Annotated in this window: 26 protein-coding genes; 17 read left to right on the forward strand and 9 right to left on the reverse strand. The window is 69.9% G+C overall.

Features of this window, described 5'->3' with window-relative positions:
- The first annotated feature begins 3 nt into the window (after positions 1 to 3).
- Positions 4 to 2,550: an excinuclease ABC subunit UvrA gene (locus AC4NN1_RS13445; protein WP_491955588.1), complete on the forward strand. Its 2,547-nt coding sequence runs from the start codon at positions 4 to 6 to the stop codon at positions 2,548 to 2,550.
- A gap of 6 nt (positions 2,551 to 2,556) precedes the next feature.
- Here AC4NN1_RS13445 and purQ read toward each other — a convergent pair whose 3' ends face one another.
- Positions 2,557 to 3,264 (reverse strand): phosphoribosylformylglycinamidine synthase subunit PurQ, encoded by a 708-nt coding sequence (gene purQ / locus AC4NN1_RS13450; protein WP_116227857.1) that lies wholly within the window; start codon positions 3,262 to 3,264, stop codon positions 2,557 to 2,559.
- A complete protein-coding gene (purS, locus tag AC4NN1_RS13455) occupies positions 3,261 to 3,506 on the reverse strand; it encodes a phosphoribosylformylglycinamidine synthase subunit PurS (protein ID WP_020097666.1) in 246 nt (81 codons plus the stop codon). The genes purQ and purS overlap by 4 nt, the downstream gene beginning before the upstream one ends.
- 230 nt (positions 3,507 to 3,736) lie before the next feature.
- On the opposite strand from purS, the gene AC4NN1_RS13460 reads away from it, so the two are divergent.
- The 5 genes from AC4NN1_RS13460 (at position 3,737) to AC4NN1_RS13480 (ending at position 9,552) form a co-directional block, all read left to right on the forward strand.
- Positions 3,737 to 5,011, forward strand: a complete 1,275-nt coding sequence (locus tag AC4NN1_RS13460; RefSeq protein ID WP_491955589.1) for an ABC transporter substrate-binding protein — start codon at positions 3,737 to 3,739, stop codon at positions 5,009 to 5,011.
- A 78-nt stretch (positions 5,012 to 5,089) separates the two neighbouring features.
- Complete coding sequence (locus AC4NN1_RS13465) at positions 5,090 to 6,118, forward strand: carbohydrate ABC transporter permease (protein ID WP_018187904.1); 1,029 nt, start codon at positions 5,090 to 5,092, stop codon at positions 6,116 to 6,118.
- Positions 6,115 to 7,032 carry a carbohydrate ABC transporter permease gene (locus tag AC4NN1_RS13470; protein ID WP_018187905.1) on the forward strand — a complete coding sequence of 306 codons (918 nt, stop codon included), beginning with the start codon at positions 6,115 to 6,117 and terminating at the stop codon, positions 7,030 to 7,032. Before AC4NN1_RS13465 ends, AC4NN1_RS13470 begins: the two co-directional genes overlap by 4 nt.
- 43 nt (positions 7,033 to 7,075) lie before the next feature.
- The gene (locus tag AC4NN1_RS13475) at positions 7,076 to 8,521 is read left to right on the forward strand and encodes a GH1 family beta-glucosidase (RefSeq protein ID WP_491955590.1); all 1,446 of its coding nucleotides are present in this window, start codon (positions 7,076 to 7,078) and stop codon (positions 8,519 to 8,521) included.
- Complete coding sequence (locus tag AC4NN1_RS13480; RefSeq protein WP_018187907.1) at positions 8,518 to 9,552, forward strand: LacI family DNA-binding transcriptional regulator; 1,035 nt, start codon at positions 8,518 to 8,520, stop codon at positions 9,550 to 9,552. The genes AC4NN1_RS13475 and AC4NN1_RS13480 overlap by 4 nt, the downstream gene beginning before the upstream one ends.
- 37 nt (positions 9,553 to 9,589) lie before the next feature.
- Here the strand turns inward: AC4NN1_RS13480 and AC4NN1_RS13485 are convergent, their stop codons facing one another.
- The 3 genes from AC4NN1_RS13485 to AC4NN1_RS13495 form a co-directional block, all read right to left on the reverse strand.
- Positions 9,590 to 10,462: a VOC family protein gene (locus AC4NN1_RS13485; RefSeq protein WP_491955591.1), complete on the reverse strand. Its 873-nt coding sequence runs from the start codon at positions 10,460 to 10,462 to the stop codon at positions 9,590 to 9,592.
- A 38-nt stretch (positions 10,463 to 10,500) separates the two neighbouring features.
- The gene (locus tag AC4NN1_RS13490) at positions 10,501 to 11,859 is read right to left on the reverse strand and encodes a uracil-xanthine permease family protein (protein ID WP_491955592.1); all 1,359 of its coding nucleotides are present in this window, start codon (positions 11,857 to 11,859) and stop codon (positions 10,501 to 10,503) included.
- A 78-nt stretch (positions 11,860 to 11,937) separates the two neighbouring features.
- Positions 11,938 to 12,873, reverse strand: coding sequence for a phosphoribosylaminoimidazolesuccinocarboxamide synthase (locus tag AC4NN1_RS13495; protein WP_491955593.1), 936 nt, complete (start codon positions 12,871 to 12,873; stop codon positions 11,938 to 11,940).
- Here AC4NN1_RS13495 and AC4NN1_RS13500 point away from each other — a divergent pair.
- The 3 genes from AC4NN1_RS13500 to AC4NN1_RS13510 all read left to right on the forward strand — a co-directional run bounded on the left by AC4NN1_RS13500 (position 12,872) and on the right by AC4NN1_RS13510 (position 15,595).
- On the forward strand, positions 12,872 to 13,420 hold the full coding sequence (locus AC4NN1_RS13500; protein ID WP_491955594.1) for a hypothetical protein: 549 nt from the start codon (positions 12,872 to 12,874) through the stop codon (positions 13,418 to 13,420). The two genes, AC4NN1_RS13495 and AC4NN1_RS13500, sit on opposite strands and share 2 nt — an antisense overlap.
- Positions 13,421 to 13,484: 64 nt before the next feature.
- On the forward strand, positions 13,485 to 14,108 hold the full coding sequence (locus AC4NN1_RS13505) for a PadR family transcriptional regulator (RefSeq protein ID WP_491955595.1): 624 nt from the start codon (positions 13,485 to 13,487) through the stop codon (positions 14,106 to 14,108).
- Positions 14,105 to 15,595 carry an MFS transporter gene (locus AC4NN1_RS13510; RefSeq protein WP_020097673.1) on the forward strand — a complete coding sequence of 497 codons (1,491 nt, stop codon included), beginning with the start codon at positions 14,105 to 14,107 and terminating at the stop codon, positions 15,593 to 15,595. The genes AC4NN1_RS13505 and AC4NN1_RS13510 overlap by 4 nt, the downstream gene beginning before the upstream one ends.
- Before the next feature lie 7 nt (positions 15,596 to 15,602).
- Here the strand turns inward: AC4NN1_RS13510 and purD are convergent, their stop codons facing one another.
- Entirely contained in the window at positions 15,603 to 16,874 is a 1,272-nt protein-coding gene (purD, locus tag AC4NN1_RS13515; protein WP_491955596.1) for a phosphoribosylamine--glycine ligase, read from the reverse strand.
- A gap of 44 nt (positions 16,875 to 16,918) precedes the next feature.
- Here purD and AC4NN1_RS13520 point away from each other — a divergent pair, with 44 nt between their 5' ends.
- Together AC4NN1_RS13520 and AC4NN1_RS13525 are read left to right on the forward strand one after the other, a co-directional pair.
- A complete protein-coding gene (locus AC4NN1_RS13520) occupies positions 16,919 to 17,272 on the forward strand; it encodes a sterol carrier family protein (RefSeq protein WP_018187915.1) in 354 nt (117 codons plus the stop codon).
- Positions 17,273 to 17,327: 55 nt separating this feature from the next.
- On the forward strand, positions 17,328 to 18,212 hold the full coding sequence (locus tag AC4NN1_RS13525) for a hypothetical protein (RefSeq protein ID WP_491955597.1): 885 nt from the start codon (positions 17,328 to 17,330) through the stop codon (positions 18,210 to 18,212).
- A gap of 5 nt (positions 18,213 to 18,217) precedes the next feature.
- Here AC4NN1_RS13525 and AC4NN1_RS13530 read toward each other — a convergent pair whose 3' ends face one another.
- Positions 18,218 to 19,096 (reverse strand): NmrA family NAD(P)-binding protein, encoded by an 879-nt coding sequence (locus AC4NN1_RS13530; RefSeq protein WP_491955598.1) that lies wholly within the window; start codon positions 19,094 to 19,096, stop codon positions 18,218 to 18,220.
- Between the two features lie 55 nt (positions 19,097 to 19,151).
- Between AC4NN1_RS13530 and AC4NN1_RS13535 the strand changes: the two genes are divergently transcribed.
- The 3 genes from AC4NN1_RS13535 to AC4NN1_RS13545 are packed head-to-tail and all read left to right on the forward strand — an operon-like array spanning position 19,152 to position 20,748.
- A complete protein-coding gene (locus AC4NN1_RS13535) occupies positions 19,152 to 19,622 on the forward strand; it encodes a MarR family winged helix-turn-helix transcriptional regulator (RefSeq protein WP_491955599.1) in 471 nt (156 codons plus the stop codon).
- Between the two features lie 33 nt (positions 19,623 to 19,655).
- Entirely contained in the window at positions 19,656 to 20,408 is a 753-nt protein-coding gene (locus tag AC4NN1_RS13540; protein ID WP_491955600.1) for an HtaA domain-containing protein, read from the forward strand.
- A gap of 22 nt (positions 20,409 to 20,430) precedes the next feature.
- Entirely contained in the window at positions 20,431 to 20,748 is a 318-nt protein-coding gene (locus tag AC4NN1_RS13545) for a potassium transporter Trk (protein ID WP_491955601.1), read from the forward strand.
- Here the strand turns inward: AC4NN1_RS13545 and AC4NN1_RS13550 are convergent, their stop codons facing one another.
- Positions 20,749 to 21,357, reverse strand: a complete 609-nt coding sequence (locus tag AC4NN1_RS13550) for a zinc-binding alcohol dehydrogenase (RefSeq protein WP_363455981.1) — start codon at positions 21,355 to 21,357, stop codon at positions 20,749 to 20,751.
- Positions 21,358 to 21,436: 79 nt separating this feature from the next.
- Between AC4NN1_RS13550 and purM the strand changes: the two genes are divergently transcribed.
- The 3 genes from purM to AC4NN1_RS13565 are packed head-to-tail and all read left to right on the forward strand — an operon-like array spanning position 21,437 to position 25,282.
- Positions 21,437 to 22,555 carry a phosphoribosylformylglycinamidine cyclo-ligase gene (gene purM, locus AC4NN1_RS13555; RefSeq protein ID WP_491955602.1) on the forward strand — a complete coding sequence of 373 codons (1,119 nt, stop codon included), beginning with the start codon at positions 21,437 to 21,439 and terminating at the stop codon, positions 22,553 to 22,555.
- A gap of 9 nt (positions 22,556 to 22,564) precedes the next feature.
- Positions 22,565 to 24,028: an amidophosphoribosyltransferase gene (gene purF, locus AC4NN1_RS13560; RefSeq protein ID WP_020097678.1), complete on the forward strand. Its 1,464-nt coding sequence runs from the start codon at positions 22,565 to 22,567 to the stop codon at positions 24,026 to 24,028.
- 18 nt (positions 24,029 to 24,046) lie between these two features.
- The gene (locus AC4NN1_RS13565) at positions 24,047 to 25,282 is read left to right on the forward strand and encodes an MFS transporter (RefSeq protein ID WP_491955603.1); all 1,236 of its coding nucleotides are present in this window, start codon (positions 24,047 to 24,049) and stop codon (positions 25,280 to 25,282) included.
- 15 nt (positions 25,283 to 25,297) lie between these two features.
- Here AC4NN1_RS13565 and AC4NN1_RS13570 read toward each other — a convergent pair whose 3' ends face one another.
- Positions 25,298 to 25,507: a DUF3073 family protein gene (locus AC4NN1_RS13570; protein ID WP_018187922.1), complete on the reverse strand. Its 210-nt coding sequence runs from the start codon at positions 25,505 to 25,507 to the stop codon at positions 25,298 to 25,300.
- Positions 25,508 to 25,615 lie beyond the last annotated feature (108 nt).

The raw sequence follows: 25,615 nt of genomic DNA on the forward strand, positions 1-25,615 counted from the left end.
TCGATGCCTGAAAACCCCCGCGGCGACGCCGATGCCTTCGTCCGCGTGCGCGGGGCGAACGAGAACAACCTGCGACACGTCGACGTCGACGTCCCCCGCGACGCGATCGTCGCCTTCACGGGCGTCTCGGGCTCGGGCAAGTCCTCGCTCGCGTTCGGCACCATCTTCACCGAGGCGCAGCGCCGGTACCTCGAGTCGGTCGCGCCGTACGCGCGGCGGCTGATCCAGCAGGGTCACGACCCGCACGTGGAGTCGATCACGGGGCTCCCGCCGGCCGTCGCCCTCCAGCAGCGGCGGGGCGCGCCGAGTTCGCGCTCCAGCGTGGGGACCGTCACGACCCTGTCGAACTCGCTGCGCATGCTGTTCTCCCGCGCGGGCACCTTCCCTGCCGGTTTCACGACGCGCCTCGACTCCGACGCGTTCTCGCCGAACACGGCCGCCGGCGCCTGCCCCGAGTGCCACGGTGTCGGCGTCGCGCATACCGTGACCGAGGACACCCTCGTGCCCGACCCGTCGCTGAGCATCCGCGACGGCGCGATCGCCGCCTGGCCGGGGGCGTGGCAGGCCAAGAACCTCCGCGACATCACGATCGCCCTCGGCTACGACGTCGATCGCCCGTGGCGCGAGCTCGACCAGGCCGACCGCGACTGGCTCCTGTTCACCGACGAGCAGCCCGTCGTGCAGATCACGCCGCAGCGCGACCGCGTCGCGAAGCCCTACAACGGCACGTTCTGGAGCGCGAAGAAGTTCGTCTTCCACACCCTCGCCGACTCGCAGAGCGCGTCGATGCGCAGCCGCGTGCTCGGATTCGTCCGCACCGGCGTCTGCCCGCTCTGCGGCGGCACGGGTTTGCGCCGCGAGGCGCTCGCCGTCACGTTCGCGGGGCACTCGATCGCCGAGCTGAACGCCCTGCCGATCCGCGAACTCGCCGAGGTCCTGCGTCCGACGACGCGGATCCGGGATGCCGCACCCGCCCTCCCGACCACCGCATCCGGTGAGCGCACCGACGTCGCCGTGGCCATCACGACCGACCTCGTCGCCCGCATCGAGGTGCTCCTCGACCTGGGTCTCGGCTACCTCGGACTCGGCCGGGTGACGACGACCCTCTCGCCCGGCGAGATGCAGCGGCTGCGCCTGGCGACCCAGCTCAGGTCGGGACTGTTCGGCGTCGTCTACGTCCTCGATGAGCCTTCGGCGGGGCTCCACCCCGACGACGCGGCTCCGCTCCTCGACGTGCTCGAGCAGCTCCGCGCCTCGGGCAACTCGGTCTTCGTCGTCGAGCACAACATGGACGTCGTCCGTCGCGCCGACTGGATCGTCGACGTCGGTCCCGGCGCGGGTGAGGCGGGCGGCGCCGTCCTCTACTCCGGCGAGGTCGCGGGCCTGGCCGCCGTCGCCGACTCGGCGACGCGCCCGTTCCTGTTCCCCGACGAGAGCGCAGCCGTGCGCCGCGAGCGCCGGGAGGCCACCGGCATCCTCTCGCTCCAGGGCGTCTCGCTGCACAACCTCGACGGCCTCGACGTGGAGGTCCCCCTCGGCGTGTTCACCGCGGTGACCGGTGTCTCGGGCTCGGGCAAGTCGACGCTGGTGAGCCGGGTGCTCCGCCAGGTGGTCGAGCGGCACGTGCGCGGCGACGTCGACGAGACGGATGCCGACGACGCAGCGCTCGACGCCGATGACCCGTCCGAACGCATCGCCGAGGCGACGCTCCCGTCGTCGTCGACCGACACCCTGCGCGTCGGCTCGGCCACCGGGCTTGACGGCGTCGACCGCCTCGTGCGGGTCGACCAGAAGCCGATCGGTCGGACCCCGCGGTCGAACCTCGCGACGTACACGGGCCTGTTCGACGCCGTCCGCACCGTGTTCGCCGCGACCGACCTCGCACGCGAACGCGGTTACGCGCCCGGCCGGTTCTCGTTCAACGTCGCGGGCGGCCGCTGCGAGACGTGCCTCGGCGAGGGGTACGTCTCGGTCGAGCTCCTCTTTTTGCCCGGCAGCTACGGCCGGTGCCCGACGTGCCACGGCGCGCGCTACAACCCCGAGACCCTCGAGGTGACGTACGACGGCAAGAACATCGCCGACGTGCTCGGGATGACGGTCGACGAGGCGGCACCGTTCCTCGCGGCGGTGCCCGCGGCATCCCGGAGTCTCCGGACCCTGCAGGACGTCGGCCTCGGCTACCTGCGCCTCGGCCAGCCGGCGACCGAGCTCTCGGGCGGCGAGGCGCAGCGGATCAAGCTCGCGACGGAGCTGCAGCGCGCGCGGCGCGGCCACACGCTGTACCTGCTCGACGAGCCGACGACCGGTCTGCACCCCTCCGACGTCCGGCTGCTGCTCGCGCAGCTGCACGCCCTCGTCGATTCGGGCGACACCGTCGTCGTGGTCGAGCACGAGATGGACGTCGTCGCGGCGGCCGACTGGGTCATCGACCTCGGTCCGTCTGGCGGGGATGCCGGAGGTCGCATCGTCGCGCAGGGGACGCCCGAAGCCGTCGCGGCAGCGCCCGACAGCCGCACGGGCCCGCACCTCGCCCGCAGGCTCGGCGGCTGAGCCGGGTCAGGCCGCGGAGTGCACCACGGCCGAGACGGCCGCGGTGAAGAAGCGCAATCCGTCCACGCCGGAGCGCATCGCCGCGGCGGTGTCGGGGCCGAAGCCCGGCTCGATCGCGTGCTCCGGGTGCGGCATGAGTCCGACGACGTTGCCGCGTTCGTTCGTGAGTCCCGCGATGTCGTCCATCGACCCGTTCGGGTTGACGCCCGCATACCGGAACGCGACGAGGTTCTCGCCCTGGATGCGGGCGAGCGTCTCGTCGGAGGCGATGTAGCCGCCGTCGGCGTTCTTGAGCGGGATGACGATCTCCTGGCCGCGGCGGAATTCGTTCGTCCAGGCGGTGTCTGCGTTCTCGACCACCAGGCGCTGGTCGCGGCGGATGAACTGCTGGTGCGCGTTGCGGATCAGGCCGCCCGGCAGGAGGTGGGCCTCGACGAGCATCTGGAAGCCGTTGCAGATGCCGAGGATCGGCATGCCCTTGGCCGCGGCATCCTTCACCTCGGACATGATCGGCGCGAGCGCTGCGATCGCCCCGGCGCGCAGGTAGTCGCCGTAGCTGAAGCCGCCGGGCAGGACGAGGGCGTCGACGCCCTCGAGGTCGTGCGAGCCGTGCCAGAGGGCGACGGGCTCGGCGCCGGCGAGGCGGACGGCGCGACGCGCGTCGCCGTCGTCCAGCGAGCCGGGGAAGGTGATGACCCCGACGCGGACGGTCACTCGACGACCTCGATGCCCACGACGTCCTCGATCACGGAGTTCGAGAGGATCTCCTCGGCGATCGTGCGGACCGCGGCGAGGGTCTGCTCGTCGGCCGTCTCGACGGTGAGCTCGAACCGCTTGCCGATGCGGACGTCGCCGAATCCGGCGTGGCCGAGTCGCTGCAGCGCCCCGGAGACGGCCTTCCCCTGCGGGTCCAGAAGCTCGGCCTTGGGCATGACGTCGACGACGATGGTGGGCATCAGAAAGCTCCGGGATGTCGCGGGCAGGGGTGCGCGACCAGTCTAGAGCCCGCGGACGCAGCGCACCGTCCGCGTGCGTCGTGTGCTGTGACCAAACCGTGATGGCGATGGTGGGAGCGCTCCCTTGACAGCCGTGGGAGCGATCCCATAGCGTCGGACCCACTCGATGAGAGCGCTCCCATGGGGATGACCCTGCACCTCGCTCTCGCCACACCACAAAGGAGTGTTCTGTGAACGCACGCGCCCTGCGCCGCGTCGGTCTGATCGCCGGCGTCGCCACCACTTCCGCTCTCGTCCTCGCCGGCTGCGCCGGCGGCGGCGACCAGGGCGGCACCGGAGCCGAAGGCGAGAAGGTCACGCTGACCATCGCGACCTTCAACAACTTCGGCTACACCGACGAGTTCCTCCAGAAGTACGAGGACGCCAACCCGGGCGTCACGATCGTCCACAACAAGGCGGCCGAGTCCGGCGACGCCCGTAAGAACTTCTTCCAGAAGCTCGGCAAGGGCGGGCTCGCCGACATCGAGGCCGTCGAGGTCGACTGGCTCAGCGAGGCCATGCAGTACTCCGACCTGCTCGCTCCCGTCCCCGACGACCTCAAGGGTCGTTGGCTCGACTGGAAGGAGAAGGCGGCGACGGACCCCGAGGGCAACCTCATCGGCTACGGAACCGACATCGGTCCGCAGGCGATCTGCTACCGCTCCGACCTCTTCGAGGCAGCCGGCCTCCCGTCCGAGCCGGCCGAGGTCGAGGCGCTGTTCGACGGCGACTGGAACAACTACTTCGACGTCGCCGACAAGTACCGCGAAGCATCGGGCAAGTCGATGATCGACTCGGCGAACTCGGTCCTGCAGGGCATCGTCAACCAGATCGAGTACACCTACGACAAGCCCGACGGCTCCGTCATCGCCACCTCGAACCCCGAGATCGCCGACGCCTACAAGAGCGTCATCGAGCGCGCCGTCCCCAACTCCGCGTACTCCGCTCAGTGGGGCGACGACTGGATCGCGTCCTTCCAGGGCGACGACTTCGCGACCGTGCTGTGCCCCGGCTGGATGCAGGGCATCATCTCGGGCTACGCACCCGACCAGAAGAACTGGAAGATCGCCAACACGTTCCCGAACGGCGGCGGCAACTGGGGTGGTTCGTACCTGACCATCCCGGCCAACGGAAAGCACGTCAAGGAAGCGCAGAAGCTCGCCGCGTGGCTGTCCGCACCGGAGCAGCAGGTCGAGGCGTTCGTGAACGTCGGAGCCTTCCCGAGCCAGGTCGACGCGTACGAGAACGCGGACCTGCAGGGGTACGTGAACGATTACTACAACGGTGCGAAGACCGGCGAGATCGGCGCCGACCGCGCCGAGGCCGTCACGGTCCTCCCGTTCAAGAGCGCGAACTACTTCAAGTACCACGACGCGCTGCAGAACGCCGTGAACCGCGTCTTCGACAAGTCGGAGTCCGAGGATGCCGCGTGGAAGACCTGGGTCGCCGAGGTCGAGGCCTTCTGATCCGTCCCTGACCGGGATGCCGGCCGCGCTTGCGGCGGCCGGCATCCCCCCACCGCTCGACCACGACGGAGACGCCACGTGACCACCACCGACATCCGACCACAGACCCCCGTGGAGGACCGCCCGGCCGCCGGGGGTCGTCCGATCCGTGTGCTCTCGTTCCGCCAGCGGCTGAGCCGGTGGGACGTGAAGGTCTCGCCCTACCTCTACATCTCGCCGTTCTTCATCCTGTTCGCGATCGTGGGCCTGTTCCCGATCGGGTTCACCGCCGTGATCTCGTTCCAGGAGTGGGACCTGATCCGCAACTCCGGCACCTTCGTCGGGTTCGATCAGTACGCCTGGATCCTGAACGACCCGAAGTTCTGGGTCGCCCTCCGCAACACCTTCAGCATCTTCCTGCTCTCGACCGTCCCCCAGTTGCTGCTCGCGGTGTTCATCGCCGCGATGCTCGACCGCAACATCCGCGCCAAGACGTTCTGGCGGATGAGCGTGCTCCTCCCGTTCGTCATGGCCCCCGTCGCCGTCGCCCTGATCTTCAGCAACATGTTCGGCGACGTCCACGGCCTCGTGAACAACGCGCTGAGCACCATCGGGCTCGATCCGATCGCCTGGCACAAGGACCCGTTCTGGAGCCACGTCGCGATCGCCACCATGGTCAACTTCCGCTGGACCGGCTACAACGCCCTCATCCTGCTGGCGGCCATGCAGGCGGTGCCGCGCGAGTACTACGAGGCGGCCACGGTCGACGGCGCCGGCGCGTTCCGCCAGTTCGTCAGCATCACGCTGCCCTCGCTCCGCCCGACCCTCATCTTCGTGATCATCACCTCGACGATCGGCGGTCTGCAGATCTTCGACGAGCCGCGCATGTTCGACAACACCGGCGAGGGCGGACCCGCCCAGCAGTGGCTGACGATCACGCTGTACCTCTACAACATCGGCTGGGGCGAGTTCAATTTCGGCCGCGCCGCCGCACTTGCGTGGATCCTCTTCATCATCATCGTGGTGATCGGTCTCGCGAACCTCCTCATCACCCGCCGCCTCGTCCGCGACGAGGGCGGCCGTGGCGTGAGAACGCCCCGCCGCGCACGGAAGGACACCGCACGATGACCACCGTCAGCGAGCCGCCCCTGGCCATCGTCGAAGAGAACATCCCGAACGCCGCCCGCCGTCGGCGCGGGGAGCGCACCACCCGCATCCGCGGCGTCCGTGCCGGCTTCTGGGTCTACGTCGGGCTCGGCGTCGTCGCCGTGTCGGCGATCTTCCCCTACTACTGGTCGTTCCTCATCGGCTCGGGCGACCAGTTCACGATCAACGACCCGAACATGTCGTGGATCCCCGGCGCGAACTTCGTGACGAATGCCCTCTCGGTCATGAACGACCCGGCCGTCAACTTCTGGCTGGCCCTGTGGAACTCGGTCTTCAGCTCGACGCTGATCGCGGCATCCGTCGTCGTCTTCTCGACGCTCGCAGGCTGGGCGTTCGCGAAGCTGCGCTTCCGCGGCAGCAAGTTCCTGCTCGCCTTCGTCGTGGCCACCATGGCCGTTCCGATGCAGCTGGGCGTCGTGCCGTTGTACATCCTGTTCGCCGACCTCGGCTGGACCGGCACCATCGGCGCGATCATCATCCCGGCCCTCACAAGCGCCTTCGGCGTGTTCTGGATGACCCAGTACATCGGCCAGACGGTGCCCGATGAGCTCATCGAGGCGGCCCGTGTCGACGGCGCGAGTCAGATCCGCACCTTCTGGACGGTCGGTGTCACCGCGGCGCGGCCCGCTGCGGCCATGCTCTTCCTCTTCACCTTCGTCGGTGCGTGGAACCAGTTCTTCTGGCCGTTCATCGTGCTCGACCGGCAGAGCCCGACCCTCCCGGTCGCGCTGTCGCTCCTGCAGGCGAACTACTTCGTCGACTACTCGATCGTCCTCGCCGGTGTCCTGCTGGCCACCGTGCCGCTGATCCTGCTGTTCGTCTTCGCCGGCAAGCAGCTCGTCAGCGGCATCATGGCCGGCGCGGTCAAGGGCTGAGGGTCATCCCGTGAACGTGCTTTCGCAGGAGTACTCTGCCCCCGTGCCCGCTCGAATCCCGCGTCCCTTCCCGACCGACTTCCTCTTCGGAGCGGCGACCGCCGCGTACCAGATCGAAGGAGCCGCCTTCGAAGACGGTCGTACCGCGTCGATCTGGGACGCGTTCAGCCGTGTCCCGGGCGCGGTCATCGGCGCCGACAACGGCGACGTCGCCTGCGATCACTACCACCGCTACCGGGGCGACGTCGCCCTCATGAAGGAGCTCGGCCTCGACACGTATCGGTTCTCGACGTCATGGTCGCGCGTGCGTCCCGACGGCGGCCCGGTCAACCCGAAGGGCATCGACTTCTACGAGCGTCTCGTCGACGAGCTCATGGGCGCGGGCATCCGTCCCTGGCTCACTCTCTACCACTGGGATCTGCCGCAGGCTCTCGAGGAGCAGGGCGGGTGGACGGCGCGCGAGACGAGCGAGCGGTTCGCGGAGTACGCGCTCTCGGTGCACGACGCCCTGGGGGACCGGGTCACCGATTGGACGACCCTCAACGAGCCGTGGTGCTCGTCGTTCCTCAGCTACACGGGAGGGATCCACGCCCCCGGCCGGTTCAGCATCGGTGACGGGATGCTGGCATCCCACCACCTGCTGCGCGGACACGGTCTCGTGGTCGACGAGCTGCGCCGCCGCGATCCCGCGCTGAACCTCGGCATCACGCTGAACCTCACGGTCGCCGAGGCGGCCGATCCGGCGAAGGCCGAGGACGTCGACGCCGCACGCCGGATCGACGGCCAGTTCAACCGTTGGTTCCTCGATCCGATCTTCCGCGGGAGCTACCCGGCCGACATCGTCGAGGACATCCGCGCCGTCGATCCCGAGGCCGTCGCGCGGTTCGAGGCATCCGTCCATCACGGCGACCTCGAGACGATCTCGCGGCCACTCGACGTGCTGGGCGTCAACTACTACCACGGCGAGTTCGTCGGCGGCACCGCCCCGGCCGACCCGCCGTTGCCGGGCGATGCGCCGACCGACCGCGTGGTGGGTTCGCCGTGGCCGGCGGGCGACGGCATCCACTGGTACGAGCGCGGACTGCCTCGCACGGCGATGCACTGGGAGGTGCAGCCCGCCGGGCTCACGGTGCTGCTCGAGCGGGTGTGGGACGAGTACGCGAAGGATGCCGGTACCGCCCTGTTCGTGACCGAGAACGGTGCTGCCTACGACGACGAGAGGGTCGTCGAGGGCGGCGAGGTCCGGGTGCACGACGCGGACCGCGTGGAGTTCCTGCGCGGCCACCTCGCGGCGATCCTCGACGCCGCCGATGCCGGCGTCGACGTGCGCGGCTACTTCTACTGGTCGCTCATGGACAACTTCGAGTGGGCGTGGGGGTACGACAAGAGGTTCGGGCTGATCCGGGTCGACTACGCCACGCAGGAGCGGACGTTCAAGGACAGTGCGCTGGAGTATCGTCGGGTCATCGCTGCCCGAGCGATCGAATGACAGCACTCTCCGAGGTGGCCGTGCCCGATACCCTTCACTCTCCGGTGACGATCGAAGAAGTCGCCGCGGCAGCGGGGGTCTCCCGGTCCACCGTCTCGCGCGTCGTCAACGGGTCGACGGCCGTCAGCCCCGCCGCGCTCGAGGCCGTCCGCCGTGCGATCGACGAGCTCAACTACGTGCCCAACCGCGCGGCGCGGTCGCTGGCGAGCCGCGCGACGATGGCGATCGCCCTCGTCGTCCCCGAGGACACGACCCGGTTCTTCGGAGACCCGTTCTTCGCGGCCATCGTGACGGGCATCAACAAGCGCGTCTCGAAGTCGGACTACGTCCTCAACCTGATCATCGCGAGCGATGATCCGAACGACAAGGCGACGGAGTACCTCCGCAGCGGCGCCGTCGACGGCGCGATCATCGTCTCGCACCACACGAGCGACGCCTTCATCGACCGGATCGCCGCGGCCGTGCCCGTCGTCTACGGCGGCCGACCCGTGCGTGAGCGTGAGCGGGACTACTACGTCGACGTCGACAATGTCGAGGGCGGCCGGCTCGCGACGCAGCACCTGCTCGACCAAGGCCGCACCCGCCTCGCGACGATCACCGGCCCCACGACGATGCCCGGCGGCATCGACCGTCTGACGGGCTTCCTCGAAGCGCTGGATGCCGCGGGCCTCGCGCCCGTCGCGGTCGAGGACGGCGACTTCACCGCCGCGGCGGGGGCTGCGGCCGTCCGGCGGATCCTCGACTCCGGTGCGGCGTTCGACGGCCTCTTCGCGGCGAGCGACCTCATGGCGCGGGGGATCCTCGTCGAGCTCGCTCGTGCGGGACTCCGCGTCCCTGAGGACGTTGCGATCGTCGGGTACGACGATTCGCCGGTCGCCACGTCGGTCTCACCGACCCTGACGACGGTCCGGCAGCCGTCGCTCCAGCAGGGCGAGGTCATGGCGGACGTCCTGCTGACCTTGTTGGCGGGCGGTCTCCCGCCGCGCGAGACGCTGCTCGAGACGCAGCTCGTGGTGCGCGAGTCCGCCTGAGGGTTCCTGCGCCGCTCGCGCGGGCTGGTGCGTCGGTTTACCGGACGGCGGCGTGGAGGACGTTGCGCCACGGGTCGGTGAACGACACCGTGCGTCCGTCGTCGGCGATCTGCACGCCGTGGTGACTCAAGCGCTCGCCGAGCTCACCGAGGCTGTCCTGATCAGGAAGGGCCAGGTCGACCCGGCCGAGACCGAGGGCGGGCATCCGCGGCCCGGCACCGCGGGAGTTCCAGACGTTCATCGCCATGTGATGGTGGTAGCCGCCCGCGCTCACGAAGAGCGCTGAGCCGCCGAGCTCGGCCGTCACGTCGAAGCCGAGCGCGTCGACGTAGAACTCTCGCGCGGTCCGCACGTCACCGACCGAGAGGTGGACGTGACCGACGGATGCCGCATCATCGGCGCTCGCGCCCTGGGCCGCGGCATCCGTCAGATGTTCACGGAGGAACACGTTGGGGTCGAGGTAGAGGGTGTCCATCTCGACCTGGCCGTGGGTCCACGACCAGGCGGTGCGTTCGCGGTCCCAGTAGAGCTCGATGCCGTTGCCCTCGGGGTCGGTGGCGTAGAACGCCTGGCTCACGAGGTGGTCGGCGCTACCGGTGAACGACTGCGGAGCGTGCTGCGCCAGCGAGAACAGCGCGGCGGCCAGCGCCGTCTGCGATTCGAAGAGGATCGCGGTGTGGAACAGGCCCGCGGCGCCGGCGGGTGCGTGGCGGAGCGACGGCTCGTGACGGAGGACGACGATCGGGCGCCCGGCGCGGCCCAGCGTGACGGTGTCGCCCGCCGCGTCGAGCACCGCGAGCGTGACGACGTCGCGGTAGTACCGCGTCGTCCCGTCGAGGTCGCCGAAGAGCAAGGTGACCGCGCCCATCGAGGTGGCGGGGGCGAGCCGGTCGAGCGCGGACGTATTCATGTGAATATGCAACGCGGCCTCGCCCGGCGTTGTTCCCGTCAGTCCGGGTCGCCGCCGAGCTGTCCGATCGGGACGATGGGACCGCCGTCATCCGCTCCGGTCTTGCGGGCCCGGGCGATGGCATTGCCGGCGTGATAGATCACGAGCGCTGCCACGGTACCGAGCACGATGCCGCCGAACTGCAGCTGACCGAGATCCATCGTGAAGTTCGCGATCGCGATCACGAAGGCGACGGCGACCGTGTACTGGTTCACGGGGCGCGAGAAGTCGACCTGGTTGTCGACCCAGATCTTGATGCCGATGACGCCGATGAGGCCGTAGAGCGCCGTCGTGACGCCACCGATCACGCCGCTCGGGATCGTGAAGAGCACAGCACCGACGACGGGCGAGAACGACAGCAGCACGGCGATGATGCCGGCCACCCAGTACGCCGCCGTCGAGTAGATGCGGGTCGCGGCCATGACGCCGATGTTCTCGCCGTAGGTGGTCGTGCCCGAGCCGCCGAACGCACCGGCGAGGGTCGTCGCAAGGCCGTCGGCGAGAAGGGCGCGGCCGGTCCGCTTGTTGACCGTGGGGTCGCCGGTCATAGTCGCCACACCGCGCACGTGGCCGACGTTCTCGGCCACGAGGACGAGCACGACGGGCAGGAACATCGGCAGGAGGCCCCACGCGACCGGATCGCCGAAGGAGGGCAGGTGGAAGGTCGGAAGGCCGATCCACTGCCCCTGGTCGATCAGGGTGGTGACGCCCGAGAAGTCGACGCGGCCCATGATCAGCGCGGCGAAGTAGCCGACGACGACGCCGAGGAAGATCGAGACGCGTCCGAGGATGCCGCGGAACAGCACCGCGAACAGGATGCACGCGACCAGGGTGATGGTCGCGAGCACGGCGTCGGTCTTGAAGTTGTTCCACGCGGCCGGCGCGAGGTTGAGACCGATCAGGGCGACGATCGCGCCCGACACGACGGGGGGCATGAGCTTCTCGAGCCACCGCGTTCCGGTCGCCTGCACGAGGAAGCCGATGCCGGCGAGCAGGATGCCGGCGACGAACACGCCGACGAGCGCCTGGCCGATCTGCTCCGGGCTGTCGAGCGGCTTGCCCTGGCCCGGGCCGAAGGCGGTGATCGGCGCGATGAACGCGAACGACGAGCCGAGGTAGCTGGGCAGCTTGTTGCGCGTGAGGAGCAGGAACAGGAGCGTGCCGAGTCCCGAGAACAGCAGCGTCGTGCTGACGGGGAAACCGGTCAGCAGCGGCACCAGGAACGTCGCGCCGAACATGGCTACGACGTGCTGTGCGCCGATCGCGATCGTGCTGCCCCAGCCGAGACGCTCGCTCGGGGTGACGACGGCTCCGGGGGCGACGCGGCGTCCGTCGCCGTGAAGGGTCCAGATGGGCATGCGCGTGCTCCTCAGATGGTGGGGGATGCCTGGGGTCAGGCTACCTGGGAGCAGGCTGTACGTGCGGGAGCGACGCTGTCAGGACGTGAGGCGTTCCAGGAGTTCGCGATACTTGGCCGCGGTCTGCTCGACGACGTCGGCCGGCACGGCAGGAGGCGTTCCCTCTTTGTTCCAGTTCGCCGCGAGCCAGTCGCGGACGATCTGCTTGTCGAAGCTCGCCATGCGTTCGGCCGGCGTCGAGCCGGTGCGCCAGGTCTCGGCATCCCAGTACCGCGACGAGTCGCTCGTGAGGACCTCGTCGGCGAGGGTGAGGACGCCGTCGGCGTCGTACCCGAACTCGAACTTCGTGTCGGCGAGGATCAGTCCCTTCGCCTCGGCGAGGGCGGCGGCGCGGCGGTAGACCTCGAGCGACGCGTCGCGCAGCGCGGCCGCGCGGGTCTCGCCGACGAGCTCGACGCTGCGCTCGAACGAGATGTTCTCGTCGTGCTCGCCGAGCGGTGCCTTGTACGCGGGGGTGTAGATCGGCTCGGGCAGGCGATCCCCGTTGTGCAGGCCCGCCGGGAGCGGGATGCCGCAGACGGTGCCGTCGGCCTGATACTCGGCCCACCCCGACCCGGTGAGGTAACCGCGGACGACGCACTCGATCGGCTGCATGTCGAGTTCGCGGACCACCATGGCGCGGCCGGCGACCTCGGCGGGCGACTCGACGCCCTCGATCAGGTGATTCGGGATCGGCCGGCCGCCGTCACCGCCCGCGAGCTGCGCGAACCACCACAGGCTCAAGCGCGTGAGGAGCTCGCCCTTACCCGGGATGCCGGGGTCGAGCACCTGGTCGAACGCGCTGACGCGGTCACTGGCGACCACCAGCATCCGTCCGTCCGAGCCGTCGGCGGGGCGGTAGAGGTCCCGGACCTTGCCCGAGTACACGTGGGTCCATCCGGGCAGGGCAGTCGCGGCATCCGTCACCCGGCCATTATCGCGGGCGGCGCGTGCCCGTGCGTACCCTGTCGTCATGCGCCGCCCGCTCCTCGCCTTGACCGCTCTCACGCTGTCGCTCGGTCTGAGCGGCTGCATCTCCACGACGGGGGTGGACGACGCGGCGCCCTCGCCGAGTCCGTCCATGCCGGTGTCGTCCGCGCCGTCGCCGTCCTCGACTCCGTCCCCGTCTGCATCGCCGGAGTCCGAGGAGCCGGCGGACCCGCCGTACGACATCCCTGTCGAGGATCCGCTCGAGGCGAGCCGACTCGTCTTCACCGGTGACGCGGTCGGCGTCGAGCCCGTGACCTCCCTGAACGTGTCGGCCAGCGCGGTGCGCGACCAGGAGTACACCCTGGAGTTCGACTGCATCCCGCGTGACGCGACCATCACCCTCTCGCTGAGTCCTGCGGCCGGCGAGGACGAGCCGCCCGTGACGATCAGGGGGCCAGTCAACATCACGCAGGGGTGCGGTGCCCCGGGGCGTCTGACGGGCATCACCGTCGATCGGATGGTCGGCATCCAGATCACGGCGATCACCGACGGCGTGGATCGGGCCTGGGCCATCCTGCACGTGGCCGACTGACGACTGCAGCGTGGTCCCGAACAGGCGTATAGTCCACATGGACTAATCGCTCGGAGGGAGCCCCATGACGGATGCCGTCTCGCGGCTCACCCCCACCGCGATCATGCTCCTCGCGCTGCTGCACGAGGACGACATGCACACCTACGAGATGGTGCGCCTCCTGCGCGAGCGCCGAGCCGATCGCATGATCGCCCTGACCCACGGCACGATCTACCACACGGTCGCCCGCCTCGAGCGGCAGGGGCACATCGCCGAGGTCGGCAGCGACCGTGCCGGCAACCGGCCCGAACGCACGACGTACACGTTGACGGATGCCGGTGACACCGCGCTCCTCGTCTGGATCCGTCGCGAGCTGGTCTCGATCGACGACCCCGAGCGGTTCCGCATCGCCCTCACCGAGGCGCACAACCTCGGCCGGGACGAGGTGATCGCGCTGCTCGACGAGCGGCGGGAGGGACTCGCGGCATCCCTGGATGCTCACCGGAGTGCCCGCGAGACCGCGATCGCGCACGGATCCCATCCCCAGTTCCTCATCGAAGTCCACCGGCAGGCCGCCCTGCTCGCCGCCGACATCGCCTGGCTCGACGAAGCGGTCGAGTTCATCCGTCGTCCCGACACCGTCTGGGGTGTCGTCGACATCCCCGTCACCGACCGCTATCTGGCACAGAGAGAATCCGCACGCACATGAGCGAGAGCACGACCACCGTCCGCACGCCGGGCGCACCCCCCGCCCCATCGAATCCGTGGCCCGCCCTCTGGGCGCTCGTCCTCGGGTTCTTCATGATCCTCGTCGACACCACGATCGTCTCGGTCGCGAACCCCGCCATCAAGGCGGCCCTCGACCCGTCGACGAGCAACCTCGACAACGTCGTGTGGGTCACGTCCGCCTACCTCCTGACGTACGCCGTGCCGCTGCTGGTCACCGGACGCCTCGGCGATCGGTTCGGGCCGAAGAACATCTACCTCATCGGGCTCGCGATCTTCACGCTCGCCTCGCTCGCGTGCGGACTGTCGGGTTCGCTCGAGATGCTGATCCTCGCGCGCGCCGCGCAGGGCCTCGGCGCCGCGCTCATGACGCCGCAGACGATGGCCGTCATCACCCGCACCTTCCCCGCCGAGCGGCGCGGAGCGGCCATGGGCCTCTGGGGTGCGACCGCCGGTGTCGCCACCCTCGTCGGACCGCTCGCGGGCGGGCTGCTCGTCGACGGCTTCGGCTGGGAATGGATCTTCTTCGTCAACATCCCGGTCGGCATCATCGCCTTCGTCCTCGCCGTGCGGCTCGTCCCGCAGCTCGAGACGCATCCGCACCGCTTCGACGTCCTCGGCGTGGTCCTGAGCGCGGTCGCCCTGTTCCTCATCGTCTTCGGACTGCAGGAGGGTCAGCACTACGAGTGGGCCGCATGGGTCTGGGTCATGATCGTCGCCGGTGTCGCCGTGCTCGCGGTCTTCGTGTGGACGCAGGCGCGCACCAAGAGCGAACCCCTCGTGCCGCTCGAGCTGTTCCGCGACCGGAACTTCGCGATCTCGAACCTCGCGATCGCCGCCGTCGGTTTCACCGTCACGAGCATGGCGCTGCCGATGGCGTTCTTCACGCAGCTCGCCCGCGGTCTCACCCCGACCGAGTCGGCGCTGCTGCTCATCCCGATGGCGGTGCTGTCGGGTGTGCTCGCACCCTTCGCGGGTCGCATCCTCGATCGCGTCGACCCGCGCGTGCTGCTCGTTCCCGGGCTGTCGCTCATGGTGATCGGGCTCATCGGGTACGTGCTCCTCATGAACACCGAGGCGCCCGTCCTGCTGCTGCTCATCCCCTCGGCCGTCATCGGCGTCGCGAACGCCGGCATGTGGGGTCCGCTGGCGACGACCGCGACCCGCAACCTCCCGCCGAAGCAGGCGGGCGCCGGTTCGGGCATCTACAACACGACGCGCACGATCGGTTCGGTCATCGGCTCCGCCGCGATCGCCGCCGTCATGCAGGCGCGCCTCGAGGCGAACCTGCCCGGTGCCGGAGACGCCGCCGGCGGCGACTTCGGAGGCGGTGGCGGGATGCCGCCCGCCGTCGCCGAGGGATTCTCGACCGCCATGGGTCAGGCCATGCTGCTGCCGGCCGCCGTCATCGCGGTGGGCGTCGTGCTGGTGCTGTTCCTGCGCCGCCCGGCGCACCTCGCGAAGCGCTGAGGTTCGCCTAGTTCGAGGCGCTGAGCGCGATGTCGCGGCGGTAGTGCGCCCCCTCGAGCGAGATCTGCTCGAGGGCGGCGTACGCCCGGCCGCGCGCATCGGCGAGGTCCGTGCCGACGGCCACGACGTTCAGGACGCGGCCGCCGGTCGCGACGAGTCCGCCGTCGGCGCTCTTCGTCGCCGCGTGGGCGATGTGAACGCCGTCGACGGATGCCGCGGCATCCGTTCCCGTGAGGGGGCGACCCGTGATCGGCTGCTCGGGGTATCCCTCGCTGGCCAGCACGACGGTGACGGCTGCCTCGGCTGAGAACTCGGGAGCGGGCTCCGACTCGAGCGTGCCGCTCGCGGCGGCGAGCAGCAGCCGCGACAGCGGGGTCGTCAGCCGGGGGAGGACGACCTGGGTCTCGGGGTCGCCGAAGCGCGCGTTGAACTCGATGACCTTCACGCCGGCGTCGGTCAGGATGAGCCCGGCGTAGAGCAGTCCGATGAACGGGGTGCCCTCGGCATCCAGCTGACGGATGACGGGTTCGGCGACCTCGGCGGTGACCTGCGCGACGAACGCCTCTTCGCTGCCGAAGCGGTCGGCCAGCCAGGGGAGGGGCGAGTACGCACCCATGCCGCCCGTGTTGGGGCCCTCATCGCCGTCGAGCGCGCGCTTGAAGTCCTGCGCGGGACTGAGCGCGCGGACCGTGTCGCCGTCGCTCAGGAAGAAGAGCGAAACCTCGGGACCGGCGAGGAACTCCTCGACGAGCACGGGGCCGCTCGGCAGGTACGTGTCGGCGTGGGCGAGGGCCGCCTCGCGGTCGGACGTGACGATGACGCCCTTGCCGGCAGCGAGTCCGTCGGCCTTCACGACGTAGGGGGCGCCGTACTCGTCGATCGCGGCGGCGACCTCGTCGCGGGTCTGCGCGCGCGCCGCGCGTCCGGTCGGGACACCGGCGGCATCCATGATCCGCTTCGCGAACGCCTTCGACCCCTCCATCTGCGCGGCAGCCTTGCCGGGTCCGAAGACGGGGATGCCGCGCTCGCGCAGCGCATCGGCGACGCCCGCCACGAGGGGCGCTTCCGGGCCGATCACGACGAGGTCGATGTGCTCCTCGTTGGCGAAGGCGGTGACGGCGGCGGGGTCGTTCTGGTCGAGGTTCCCGACGAGAGTCGCGTCGGCGGCGATGCCGGCGTTGCCGGGGGCCGCGAAGATCTCGTGCCCGGCGCCTTCGGCGACCAGAGCGAGGATGATGGCGTGCTCGCGCGCGCCCGAGCCGAGGACCAGGATCTTCACCCCGCCAGACTACCGAGCGCCGCCCGCGCGTTACGGTGACATCCATGGCCCGCACCATCACCACCGGAGACGGGCGCGACGCGCTCGCCGCCGTCGCCGCCGGCGGGGCGGCGCGCACCGACCTCGCCACCGCCGTCCGCTATCTGCTGCAGCTGCTCGTCGAGAAGGCGCCCGGCAACTCGGTCGAAGTGCGCGTCCCTCCCTTCGGCGCCGTGCAGGTGGTCGAGGGACCGCGCCACACGCGCGGTACCCCTCCGAACGTGATCGAGACGGATGCCGCGACCTGGATCGCGCTCGCCACCGGCCAGACCGCCTGGGCCGACGCCGTCACGGCCGGCTCCGTCCGCGCGTCGGGCGTGCGCGCCAACCTCGACGGGCTCCTGCCGCTCCGGCCCTGATGGTTATTGTGGAGAGCTCGACGATCACGTCGTCGCGGAATGCAAGACTGGCGCCGTGGGAGAGTTCGAGGGGAAGCGTCGTTCCGGCCGCGTGCGAAGGCATCTGAGCTGGGTGGTGCCTCTGATCCTCGGCGTGCTCGCATACGTCGTGTTCATCTCGTGGACTGCGGCGATCAGTTCGGAGGTCGACCCCGATGATCCGGCCGATGTCGGCGCCTCCCTTGCGGCTCTAGGCCTTCTGGGACTGGCTTTCCTGCTTCCACTCATTGCCCTGGTGTTCTTCGTCGTCGGCGTTGTGAAAGCCGTGAGCGGGTGGAGGCGTGATCGCCGGCACGCAACGGGAAGATACAACCGCGCTGAACTCGCTGATCGCGCACAGCAGGAGCAGTTCGCTCGGGCGTGGGCGGACACGTCGCAGCTGCGCGCAACGCTCGCCGCCCATCAGGTGCCGCCGCAGATCCGGGTGTGGGACGTGATTCCCCGCCCGCACGAGGTCTTCTTCGTCGACACAGCGGCCACCTACGCCCGCTTCTACGGTCAGAACGTCTCGTACGCGCAATCGGGGGGCTTCTTCTTCGGTCATCCTCTCTTCGTCGCGGCCGGTCTCGCCGTCACCGCGGCGGGCAACGCTGCACGACGCTCCGCAGCCGAGGCCGCCGCGGCCGCGCAGTGGCGCGAACACCAGGGTGTGCGACTGATCGCATCGAACCAGAGGCTGATCTGCCATGCCAATGGACAGTGGCTGAGCTTCGACTACGGGGCGATGACGGCGGTCTACCCCGAGGTCGAACAATGGTCGCTCGTATGCCAGTTCGACTCGGCTGAGCCGCTCATGTTGCACGGGCCGGGGGTTCCGGCGGCGGCGGTCATCACTGTCCTGATGACGTACGGTCCCGACGCCGTCGCGGAACACCCCAGCCTCGCACCGCTGGGACGCTGAGTCGCTCAGCCCATCCCGAGCAGGGTCGCGCGGTTGTCCCGCGCCCACGCCGTCACCGATCGCGCCGGGTGTCCGGTGAGACGCTCGACGTCGTCGGTGCGCAGGTCGATGCCGTCCATCGCGCGGCGTGCGACGCGTCCGAACTGCTGGCGCAGCCCCTCGGCGAACCAGGTCGGCATGCCGGTCAGTCTGAGCATTCCGGCGAACACGCGGCTGGGCAGGTGGACGTAGCGGACCTCGCGCCCGAGTCCGCGACTGAGGGCACGCGCAAGAGCGCGGCCGTCAAGGAGCTCGGGTCCGGTGAGGACGTGCTCTGCTCCCTGGTGGACGCCGTCCTGCAGGACGCGTGCCGCGACCCTGGCGATGTCCGCGGTGTCGATCCACGGGATGCGGCCGTCGCCCATCGTCTGCGGCAGGAAGCCGCGCCGCAGTGCCGGGGCAGAGGACGTCAGGTTGGACATGAATCCCGATGCGTGGAGGATCGTCCACGCCAGTCCGCTCGCACGCACGAGCTCGTTGGTCTTCCAGATGGCGGCAGCCCAGGGGAGCGGGGACTCCTCGGCGGCGTCGGACGCGGACAGGTGCACGATCGCGCGCACATCCGCGGCTCGAGCGGCGGCCACCCCGACAGCGCCGTGCTCCGCCTGCTCCGGCGAGACCGCGGTGACGAGGAAGAGCTGATCGACGCGCTCGAGCGCGCGGGTCAGCGCGTGCGGATCGCCGAGATCGGCGACGCGGGCGTCGATCCCGCGCGCCGCGAAGGCGTTCGCCTGGCGTTGTTTGCGGACGATCGCCCGCACCGGGACGCCCGCCTCGTGCAGAAGTGACAAGGTCTTGCCGCCGACGTCCCCGGTCACGCCGGTCACTGCGACGATGTTTCTCACCATTCCTCCTAGAATCAGATATCTGATACTCGACAACGATACCTATCCTGAACCCATGTCCGTCAAGCCCGTCACCCGCGATGAGATCGATGCGATCACCGCCTGGACCGTCGTCCGCGCCGCGCGCGAGATCGCGCGCCGACTCGGCGAAGCCCTCGCGCCGCTGCAGCTCACGCCTGTCGAGTTCGGTGCCCTGTCTCAGCTGGCGGCGGCGGACGGTCTCAGCCAGGCCGACCTCGCCCGCGCGGTCGGCATCCGGCCGCAGAGCGTCACGCCGCTGCTCGCCGGCCTGACGAACAGAGGCCTGATCGAGCGCCGGACCGCACCCGGTCGCGGCCGGCACTCCCGGCTGGGGCTCACGACGCAGGGGTCGACGTTGCTGGCCGAGGCTTGGCCTGTCGTCGTAGCGAGCGAGGAGTGGTTCGGCGAGGACCGCGAGCGCACCCGAGCGGTCGCCACCGCCCTGCGACCGATGCTGGACGCGCCCGCATCCTCGGTCTCGCGCCAGGACCTGGGAGTCCCGTAGCCGCCGGTACGATCTCCTGCGGAGAGGAACCGCATGCAGGCACGACACCTCGGGGCGACCGCGATCCTCGCGATCGCCCTCGCCGCGACCGTGCCCCTCGTCGGCGCGAGCCCCGCTCACGCCGCCCCTCGCACCTGCACGGTGACGGAGGCGAAGGTCGTGTGGGATGCCGGTGCCGCCGACGTGCAGGCGACGGGTTCCGTCGCCACCGCCGACGGCGCCCTCACTTTCGACGGCGGGAAGGGCGTCCTCGAGCCGGTCGCTCCGGCCGGCAGCGTCGGATTCGATGGTTCCCTGGTCTTCACGAGCGCGGCCGGTGTGAAGACCACCCTTTCGGCACCGACGCTCGTCGTCGACGGCGAGAAGGGATCCCTGCTCTTCGACGTGCAGGCCGACGGTGCCGATCAGATGCCCCAGGCGCCGGTGGCGACGATCGACTTCCGCGCTGCTGCGGTCTCCGAGTCGGACGACACCGTCAACCTCGACGGCGTGGGTGCCGCGACCGAGCTCACCCCGGAGGGGCGCGAGGTCCTCTGGTCGGGCGCGGGCGGCACGCTCGACCTGACGGTCGTGGCCACCTGCACCACCGCCGATCCCGCCGACGTCGCGGCGTCGCCGGCGGATGACAAGGAGGATGCCGGGGGCACCGGCATCCTGGTCCCGGTCGTCGTCGTGGGGATCGCGGCCCTTCTCGCCGCCCTGCTGGCCGTCGGGTCGGTGCAGCGGCGGAAGCGCAACAGCGCCCGCTCGGCGCAGCCCGAGCCGGTCGTCGACCCGCTTCCCTGAGGCGCGGGTGGACAATGGGAGCATGGCCGAGCATTCCGAATCGCACGTCGAGTCCGCCGAGCTGCGTCGGAGTCCCAAGTTCGCCGCCTTCTTCGGCGTCGGCGCCGCCCTCGGCATCCTCGTCGCCCTCATCCTGACCTTCGCCTTCGGTGACGGTCAGATCAGCGAGAGCACGGGCGCGACCTACTCGCAGAGTCAGGTGTTCGGCTTCCTCCTGCTCGGCTGCGTGCCCGCCGGGGTCGCGCTCGGCGGCGTCATCGCCCTGGCGTTCGACCGCGTCCTGGCGCGTCGACACCGGACGGTGCGCATCGAGCGGGAACGCGTCGAAGAGTCCGACTGATCAGGCGAGTTCGGCGATGATCGGCTGGATCGCCGGGTCGAAGGCCGCGACGTCGCCGCGCAGGCCGTCGGTGACCGCGATCGTGAGGGATCCGATCCACCACACGCCCCGCTGCGTCAGCGGGAGCACCTGCACGTTGAGCTCGAAAGAGTGCGCGCGCCGCCCGACACGGCGCTCGTGCTCGGCGATCGCGCTCGCATAGGCGCGGTAGCTGCTGGCCGACCCCGACCGGGCCTGCGCGGCGTAGCGCTCGCTCGCCCAGTTCGCGTAGGCGACGGCGTCCCCCGCCAGCGGAGCCATGGCCGCCCGCAGCTCGTCGAACCCCTCGACGGGCAGCACGGCGAGCGTCTCGAACCCGTCGACCAGGTCGAGCGGGACGGGGGAGGGATGCGCCTGCGGCTCGACCGACATCGCCCAGTACGCGAGCCATTGCCGCTGCAGCACCGCCGCGTCATCGTCGTCGACGGGCTGCGCGGCGGGAGCGCCCCGCAGGTGCGGCAGCTCCTCGGGAGCACGGATGCCGAGCGCCTGGCGCACGAACAGCGCGACGATCACCGTCGCGCTCGCATCCTCCCGTACGACCCACTCGGGCCGTTCAGCCCCGCTCATGGCGACATCCTATGGCTCCCCTGTGGTCGGCGTCCCGTGGCGACGATGGCGGATCACCCCGTCCGGTGGCCGGTAGGCTGTGCGGGTGGCCTCCACCCCCACCAATCCCTATTCCGCTGCCGGCGTCGACACCGCGGCGGGAGACCTCGCCGTCGAGTTGATGAAATCGGCCGTCCGTCGAACCCACGGCCCTGAGGTCCTCGGGGGTGTGGGCGGCTTCGCCGGCCTCTTCGACGCATCCGCTCTGCTCGGCTACGCCAAGCCGCTGCTTGCGACCTCGACCGACGGCGTCGGCACGAAGGTCGCCATCGCGCAGGCGATCGACAAGCACGACACGATCGGCCAGGACCTGGTCGGCATGGTCGTCGACGACATCGTCGTGGTCGGGGCGAAGCCCCTCTTCATGACGGACTACATCGCCACGGGCAAGGTCTTCCCCGAGCGGATCGCCGACATCGTCCGCGGCATCGCCGACGGCTGCTCCGCCACCGGGACAGCCCTCGTCGGCGGCGAGACGGCGGAGCACCCCGGCCTCCTCGGCATCAACGACTACGACGTCGCGGGCGCGGCGACGGGTGTCGTCGAAGCGGATGCCGTCCTCGGCGCCGACCGCGTGCGTTCGGGTGACGTCGTGCTGGCCCTCGCCTCGAGCGGCCCGCACTCGAACGGCTACTCGCTCATCCGCCACATCATCGCGAACGCGGGCATCGGCTACGGCGACAACGCCGCCGACTTCGGCCGGACGTGGGGCGAGGAACTCCTCGAGCCGACGCGCCTCTACACGTCGCCGCTGCTGCGCGCGATCGACGCGCACCCCGGGGCGATCCACTCCCTCAGCCACGTGACCGGCGGCGGCATCGCCGCCAACCTTGCGCGCGTGCTGCCGGTCGGCACCTGGGTCGACATCGACCGCTCCACCTGGTCGCCGTCACCCGTGTTCCGCGTCCTCGCCGACATCGGCGGGCTGACGCTCGAGCAGACCGAGGGCACCTGGAACCTCGGCGTCGGCTTCCTCGCAGTCGTCTCCGCCGAGACCGCCGACGCCGCGGCATCCACCCTCTCTGCGGAGGGCATCCACACCTGGCAGGTCGGGACGGTGTCGGATGCGGCACTGCCGGCCGGCGACTACGAGCAGGGCGCGAAGGGCGTCGACGGGGGCGCAGTGCGCCTGGTCGGCTCCTACGCAGAAACGGACTGAGCTACACCTATGTGCGGAATCGTCGGCGTCGTCGCTCAGGGACCCGCCAACCAAGAGGTCTACGACGCCCTGCTGCTGCTGCAGCACCGCGGGCAGGATTCGACCGGCATCGCGACCGCCGAGGCCAGCGGCATCTTCCACATCGCGAAGAACCGCGGCATGGTCCGTGAGGCGTTCCGCACCCGCGACATGCGCTCGCTGCTCGGCACGATCGGCCTCGGCCACGTCCGCTACGCGACGAAGGGCACCGCCTCGAACGAGGAGGAGGCGCAGCCGTTCTACGTCAACGCCCCGTACGGCATCGTCCTCGTCCACAACGGCAACCTGACGAACACGCGCGAGCTCACCGAGGAGCTCTTCCGCACCGACCGTCGTCACCTCAACACGAGCTCCGACACCGAGCTGCTCGTGAACGTCCTCGCGAACGAGCTGCAGCAGGTCATCTCGGGCCTCGAGCTCGACCACGAGCAGATCTTCGAGGCCGTCACGCGCGTCCACCAGCGCGTCGAGGGCTCGTACGCCGCGATCGCCCTCATCGCCGGCTACGGGCTGCTGTCCTTCCGTGATCCCTTCGGCATCCGCCCCCTGATCCTCGGCACCCGCAAGGCCGAGAACGGCCGGTACGAGTGGACGGTCGCCTCCGAGTCGCTCGTCCTCGAGAACGCCGGCTTCGAGGTCGTCCGCGACGTCGAGCCGGGCGAGGCCGTGTTCATCGACCTCGAGGGAAACCTGTTCACGCAGCAGGTCGCGCCGAGCCCTCAGCTCGTGCCGTGCTCGTTCGAGTACGTCTACCTCGCGCGTCCCGACTCGGTCATGAACGGCATCTCGGTCTACGAGGCGCGCCTGCGCATGGGCGAGCGCCTCGCCGACACGATCGCGAAGTACACCCCCGAGGGGTCGATCGACGTCGTCATGCCGATCCCCGACTCGTCGCGTCCCGCCGCGATGCAGGTCGCGCGCAAGCTCGGCATCGAGTACCGCGAGGGCTTCTACAAGAACCGCTACATCGGCCGGACGTTCATCATGCCGGGGCAGGCGATCCGCAAGAAGAGCGTGCGCCAGAAGCTCAATGCGATGTCGACCGAGTTCAAGGGCAAGAACGTCCTCCTCATCGACGACTCGATCGTGCGCGGCACGACCTCGAAGGAGATCATCCAGATGGCTCGGGATGCCGGGGCCAAGTCGGTGACGTTCGCCTCCGCCGCGCCGCCCATCCGCTTCCCCCACGTCTACGGCATCAACATGCCGTCGCGTCACGAACTCGTCGCCTACAACCGGACGATCCCCGAGATCGCCGAGGAACTCGGCTGCGACTACCTCGTCTACCAGGAGATCGACGACCTCAAGGCGGCGATCCTCGAGGGCGCGCCCGACGTCGAAGACCTCGACATGAGCTGCTTCGACGGTCGGTACGTCACCGGAACCGTGAGCGACGAGTACCTCGCCTGGGTCGAGGGCACGCAGGAGTCCTGAGCCGCCTAGGCTGAATCGGTGACGTCCTCCGATCTCATCGCCGTGCGACGGGGTCGGATCCTCGCCCTCGTCGGCATCGTCCTGCTCGCGTTCTCGCTGCGGTCGGCGGTCGCGTCGCTGTCGCCCCTGTTCGATGCGATCGGCGAGGACTTCGACCTTCCCGCCGCCGTCCTCGGTCTCATCGGCACCGTGCCGCCGCTCTGCTTCGCGGTGTTCGGTCTGCTCGCCTCGGGGTTCGAGCGCCGTTTCGGCTTGGAGCGCACGACCCTCGTCGCGCTCGGGGTCGTCGGACTCGGGCTCGTCGCCCGGGCCGCAGCGATCGACGCGTCCGGGCTGCTGCTCGGGTCGGCCCTGATCTTCGCCGGCGTCGGTGTCGGCAACGTCCTCGTGCCCGCGCTCGTGAAGAAGTACTTCGCCGACCGCATCGGCCTGCTCACGACCGTCTACACGACGACCATGGCTCTCTCGACCTTCCTGCCCCCGCTGATCGCGGTGCCCATCGCGGATGCCGCGGGCTGGCGCGTCTCGCTCGGGCTCTGGGCCGTCTTCGCCCTGGCCGGGCTCGCGCCGTGGATCGTGCTGGCACTCCAGGCCCGGCGGCTCGCGGCGGACGCCGACGTCGACCTCGCGCCGGTAAGCACCCGTGTCTTCGGGAGGATGTGGCGTCTCCCCACCGCGTGGGCGCTCGCCACCACGTTCTTCGCATCGAGCGCTGTCGCGTACACGTCGTTCGCGTGGCTGCCCAAGATCCTCGTCGACACGGCGGGGGTCACCCCGCAGGTCGCCGGCGTCCTGCTGTCGCTGTTCGCACTGATCGGTCTGCCGGCCTCGCTCGTCGTGCCGGCGCTCGTCGCACGCCGCGACATCGTGCTGCCGCTGTTCGTCATCGCGTCGGCGTGCGGGGTGCTCGGCGCGGGCGGGCTGCTGGTGGCCCCGGCATCCGCCCCCTGGTTGTGGGTGTCGCTGCTGGGCACGCTGCCGCTGCTGTTCCCGCTGGTGCTGACCTCGGTGGGTCTTCGCACGCGTACGCACGATGCGACCGTCGCGCTCAGCGCATTCGCGCAGAGCCTCGGCTACGGCGTGACGATGTTCATCCCGCTGAGCATCGGGCTGCTGCACGACGCGAGCGGGTCATGGACGGCGCCCCTCGTCATCCTCATCGTGATCTCGCTGCTCGCACTCCCGGCCGGCGTCGTGATCGCGCGACGGAAGACGGTCGAACAGGAGTGGGAACAGCGCCACGGATCGTGGTGAGTACGACCCGGGAGGTCAGGCCTTCTCGAGCGACGGGGAGGAGGATTCGGACTCGTCGTCCTCGTCGTCCTCATCGGCGTACTGATCGGCCCACTTGTCCTCGTACTGCTCGTCACCAGGCGCGCCGAGCTCCCGCTCGAGCGCGTTGATGTTCAAGCTGTAGGTGTCGTACTTCAGCTCACGGGCGATCTTGGTGTTCTTCGCCTTTTGACGGCCACGCCCCATGCGTAACCCCCTCATTTCACGAGTGCGGGCTTGGTCCGGCAGCCCGACGCAGTCACAGTCCGGCAGAGGCCGGGAAGAGTAGCATTCAGGGTACCACGGAGCGTTCCC

The organism is Microbacterium sp. MDV22-iso44 (assembly GCF_058629135.1).

What these genes read in the sequence shown, in the direction of transcription:
- AC4NN1_RS13540 (WP_491955600.1), top strand. Translation starts at nt 19,656, where the DNA reads ATGCAGGCACGACACCTCGGGGCGACCGCGATCCTCGCGATCGCCCTC.
- AC4NN1_RS13490 (WP_491955592.1), bottom strand. Translation starts at nt 11,859, where the DNA reads ATGCCCATCTGGACCCTTCACGGCGACGGACGCCGCGTCGCCCCCGGA.
- AC4NN1_RS13545 (WP_491955601.1), top strand. Translation starts at nt 20,431, where the DNA reads ATGGCCGAGCATTCCGAATCGCACGTCGAGTCCGCCGAGCTGCGTCGG.
- AC4NN1_RS13500 (WP_491955594.1), top strand. Translation starts at nt 12,872, where the DNA reads ATGCGCCGCCCGCTCCTCGCCTTGACCGCTCTCACGCTGTCGCTCGGT.
- AC4NN1_RS13570 (WP_018187922.1), bottom strand. Translation starts at nt 25,507, where the DNA reads ATGGGGCGTGGCCGTCAAAAGGCGAAGAACACCAAGATCGCCCGTGAG.
- AC4NN1_RS13520 (WP_018187915.1), top strand. Translation starts at nt 16,919, where the DNA reads ATGGCCCGCACCATCACCACCGGAGACGGGCGCGACGCGCTCGCCGCC.
- AC4NN1_RS13445 (WP_491955588.1), top strand. Translation starts at nt 4, where the DNA reads ATGCCTGAAAACCCCCGCGGCGACGCCGATGCCTTCGTCCGCGTGCGC.
- AC4NN1_RS13535 (WP_491955599.1), top strand. Translation starts at nt 19,152, where the DNA reads ATGTCCGTCAAGCCCGTCACCCGCGATGAGATCGATGCGATCACCGCC.
- AC4NN1_RS13480 (WP_018187907.1), top strand. Translation starts at nt 8,518, where the DNA reads ATGACAGCACTCTCCGAGGTGGCCGTGCCCGATACCCTTCACTCTCCG.
- AC4NN1_RS13470 (WP_018187905.1), top strand. Translation starts at nt 6,115, where the DNA reads ATGACCACCGTCAGCGAGCCGCCCCTGGCCATCGTCGAAGAGAACATC.
- AC4NN1_RS13495 (WP_491955593.1), bottom strand. Translation starts at nt 12,873, where the DNA reads ATGACGACAGGGTACGCACGGGCACGCGCCGCCCGCGATAATGGCCGG.
- AC4NN1_RS13505 (WP_491955595.1), top strand. Translation starts at nt 13,485, where the DNA reads ATGACGGATGCCGTCTCGCGGCTCACCCCCACCGCGATCATGCTCCTC.
- AC4NN1_RS13550 (WP_363455981.1), bottom strand. Translation starts at nt 21,357, where the DNA reads ATGAGCGGGGCTGAACGGCCCGAGTGGGTCGTACGGGAGGATGCGAGC.
- AC4NN1_RS13510 (WP_020097673.1), top strand. Translation starts at nt 14,105, where the DNA reads ATGAGCGAGAGCACGACCACCGTCCGCACGCCGGGCGCACCCCCCGCC.
- AC4NN1_RS13485 (WP_491955591.1), bottom strand. Translation starts at nt 10,462, where the DNA reads ATGAATACGTCCGCGCTCGACCGGCTCGCCCCCGCCACCTCGATGGGC.
- purF (WP_020097678.1), top strand. Translation starts at nt 22,565, where the DNA reads ATGTGCGGAATCGTCGGCGTCGTCGCTCAGGGACCCGCCAACCAAGAG.
- purS (WP_020097666.1), bottom strand. Translation starts at nt 3,506, where the DNA reads ATGCCCACCATCGTCGTCGACGTCATGCCCAAGGCCGAGCTTCTGGAC.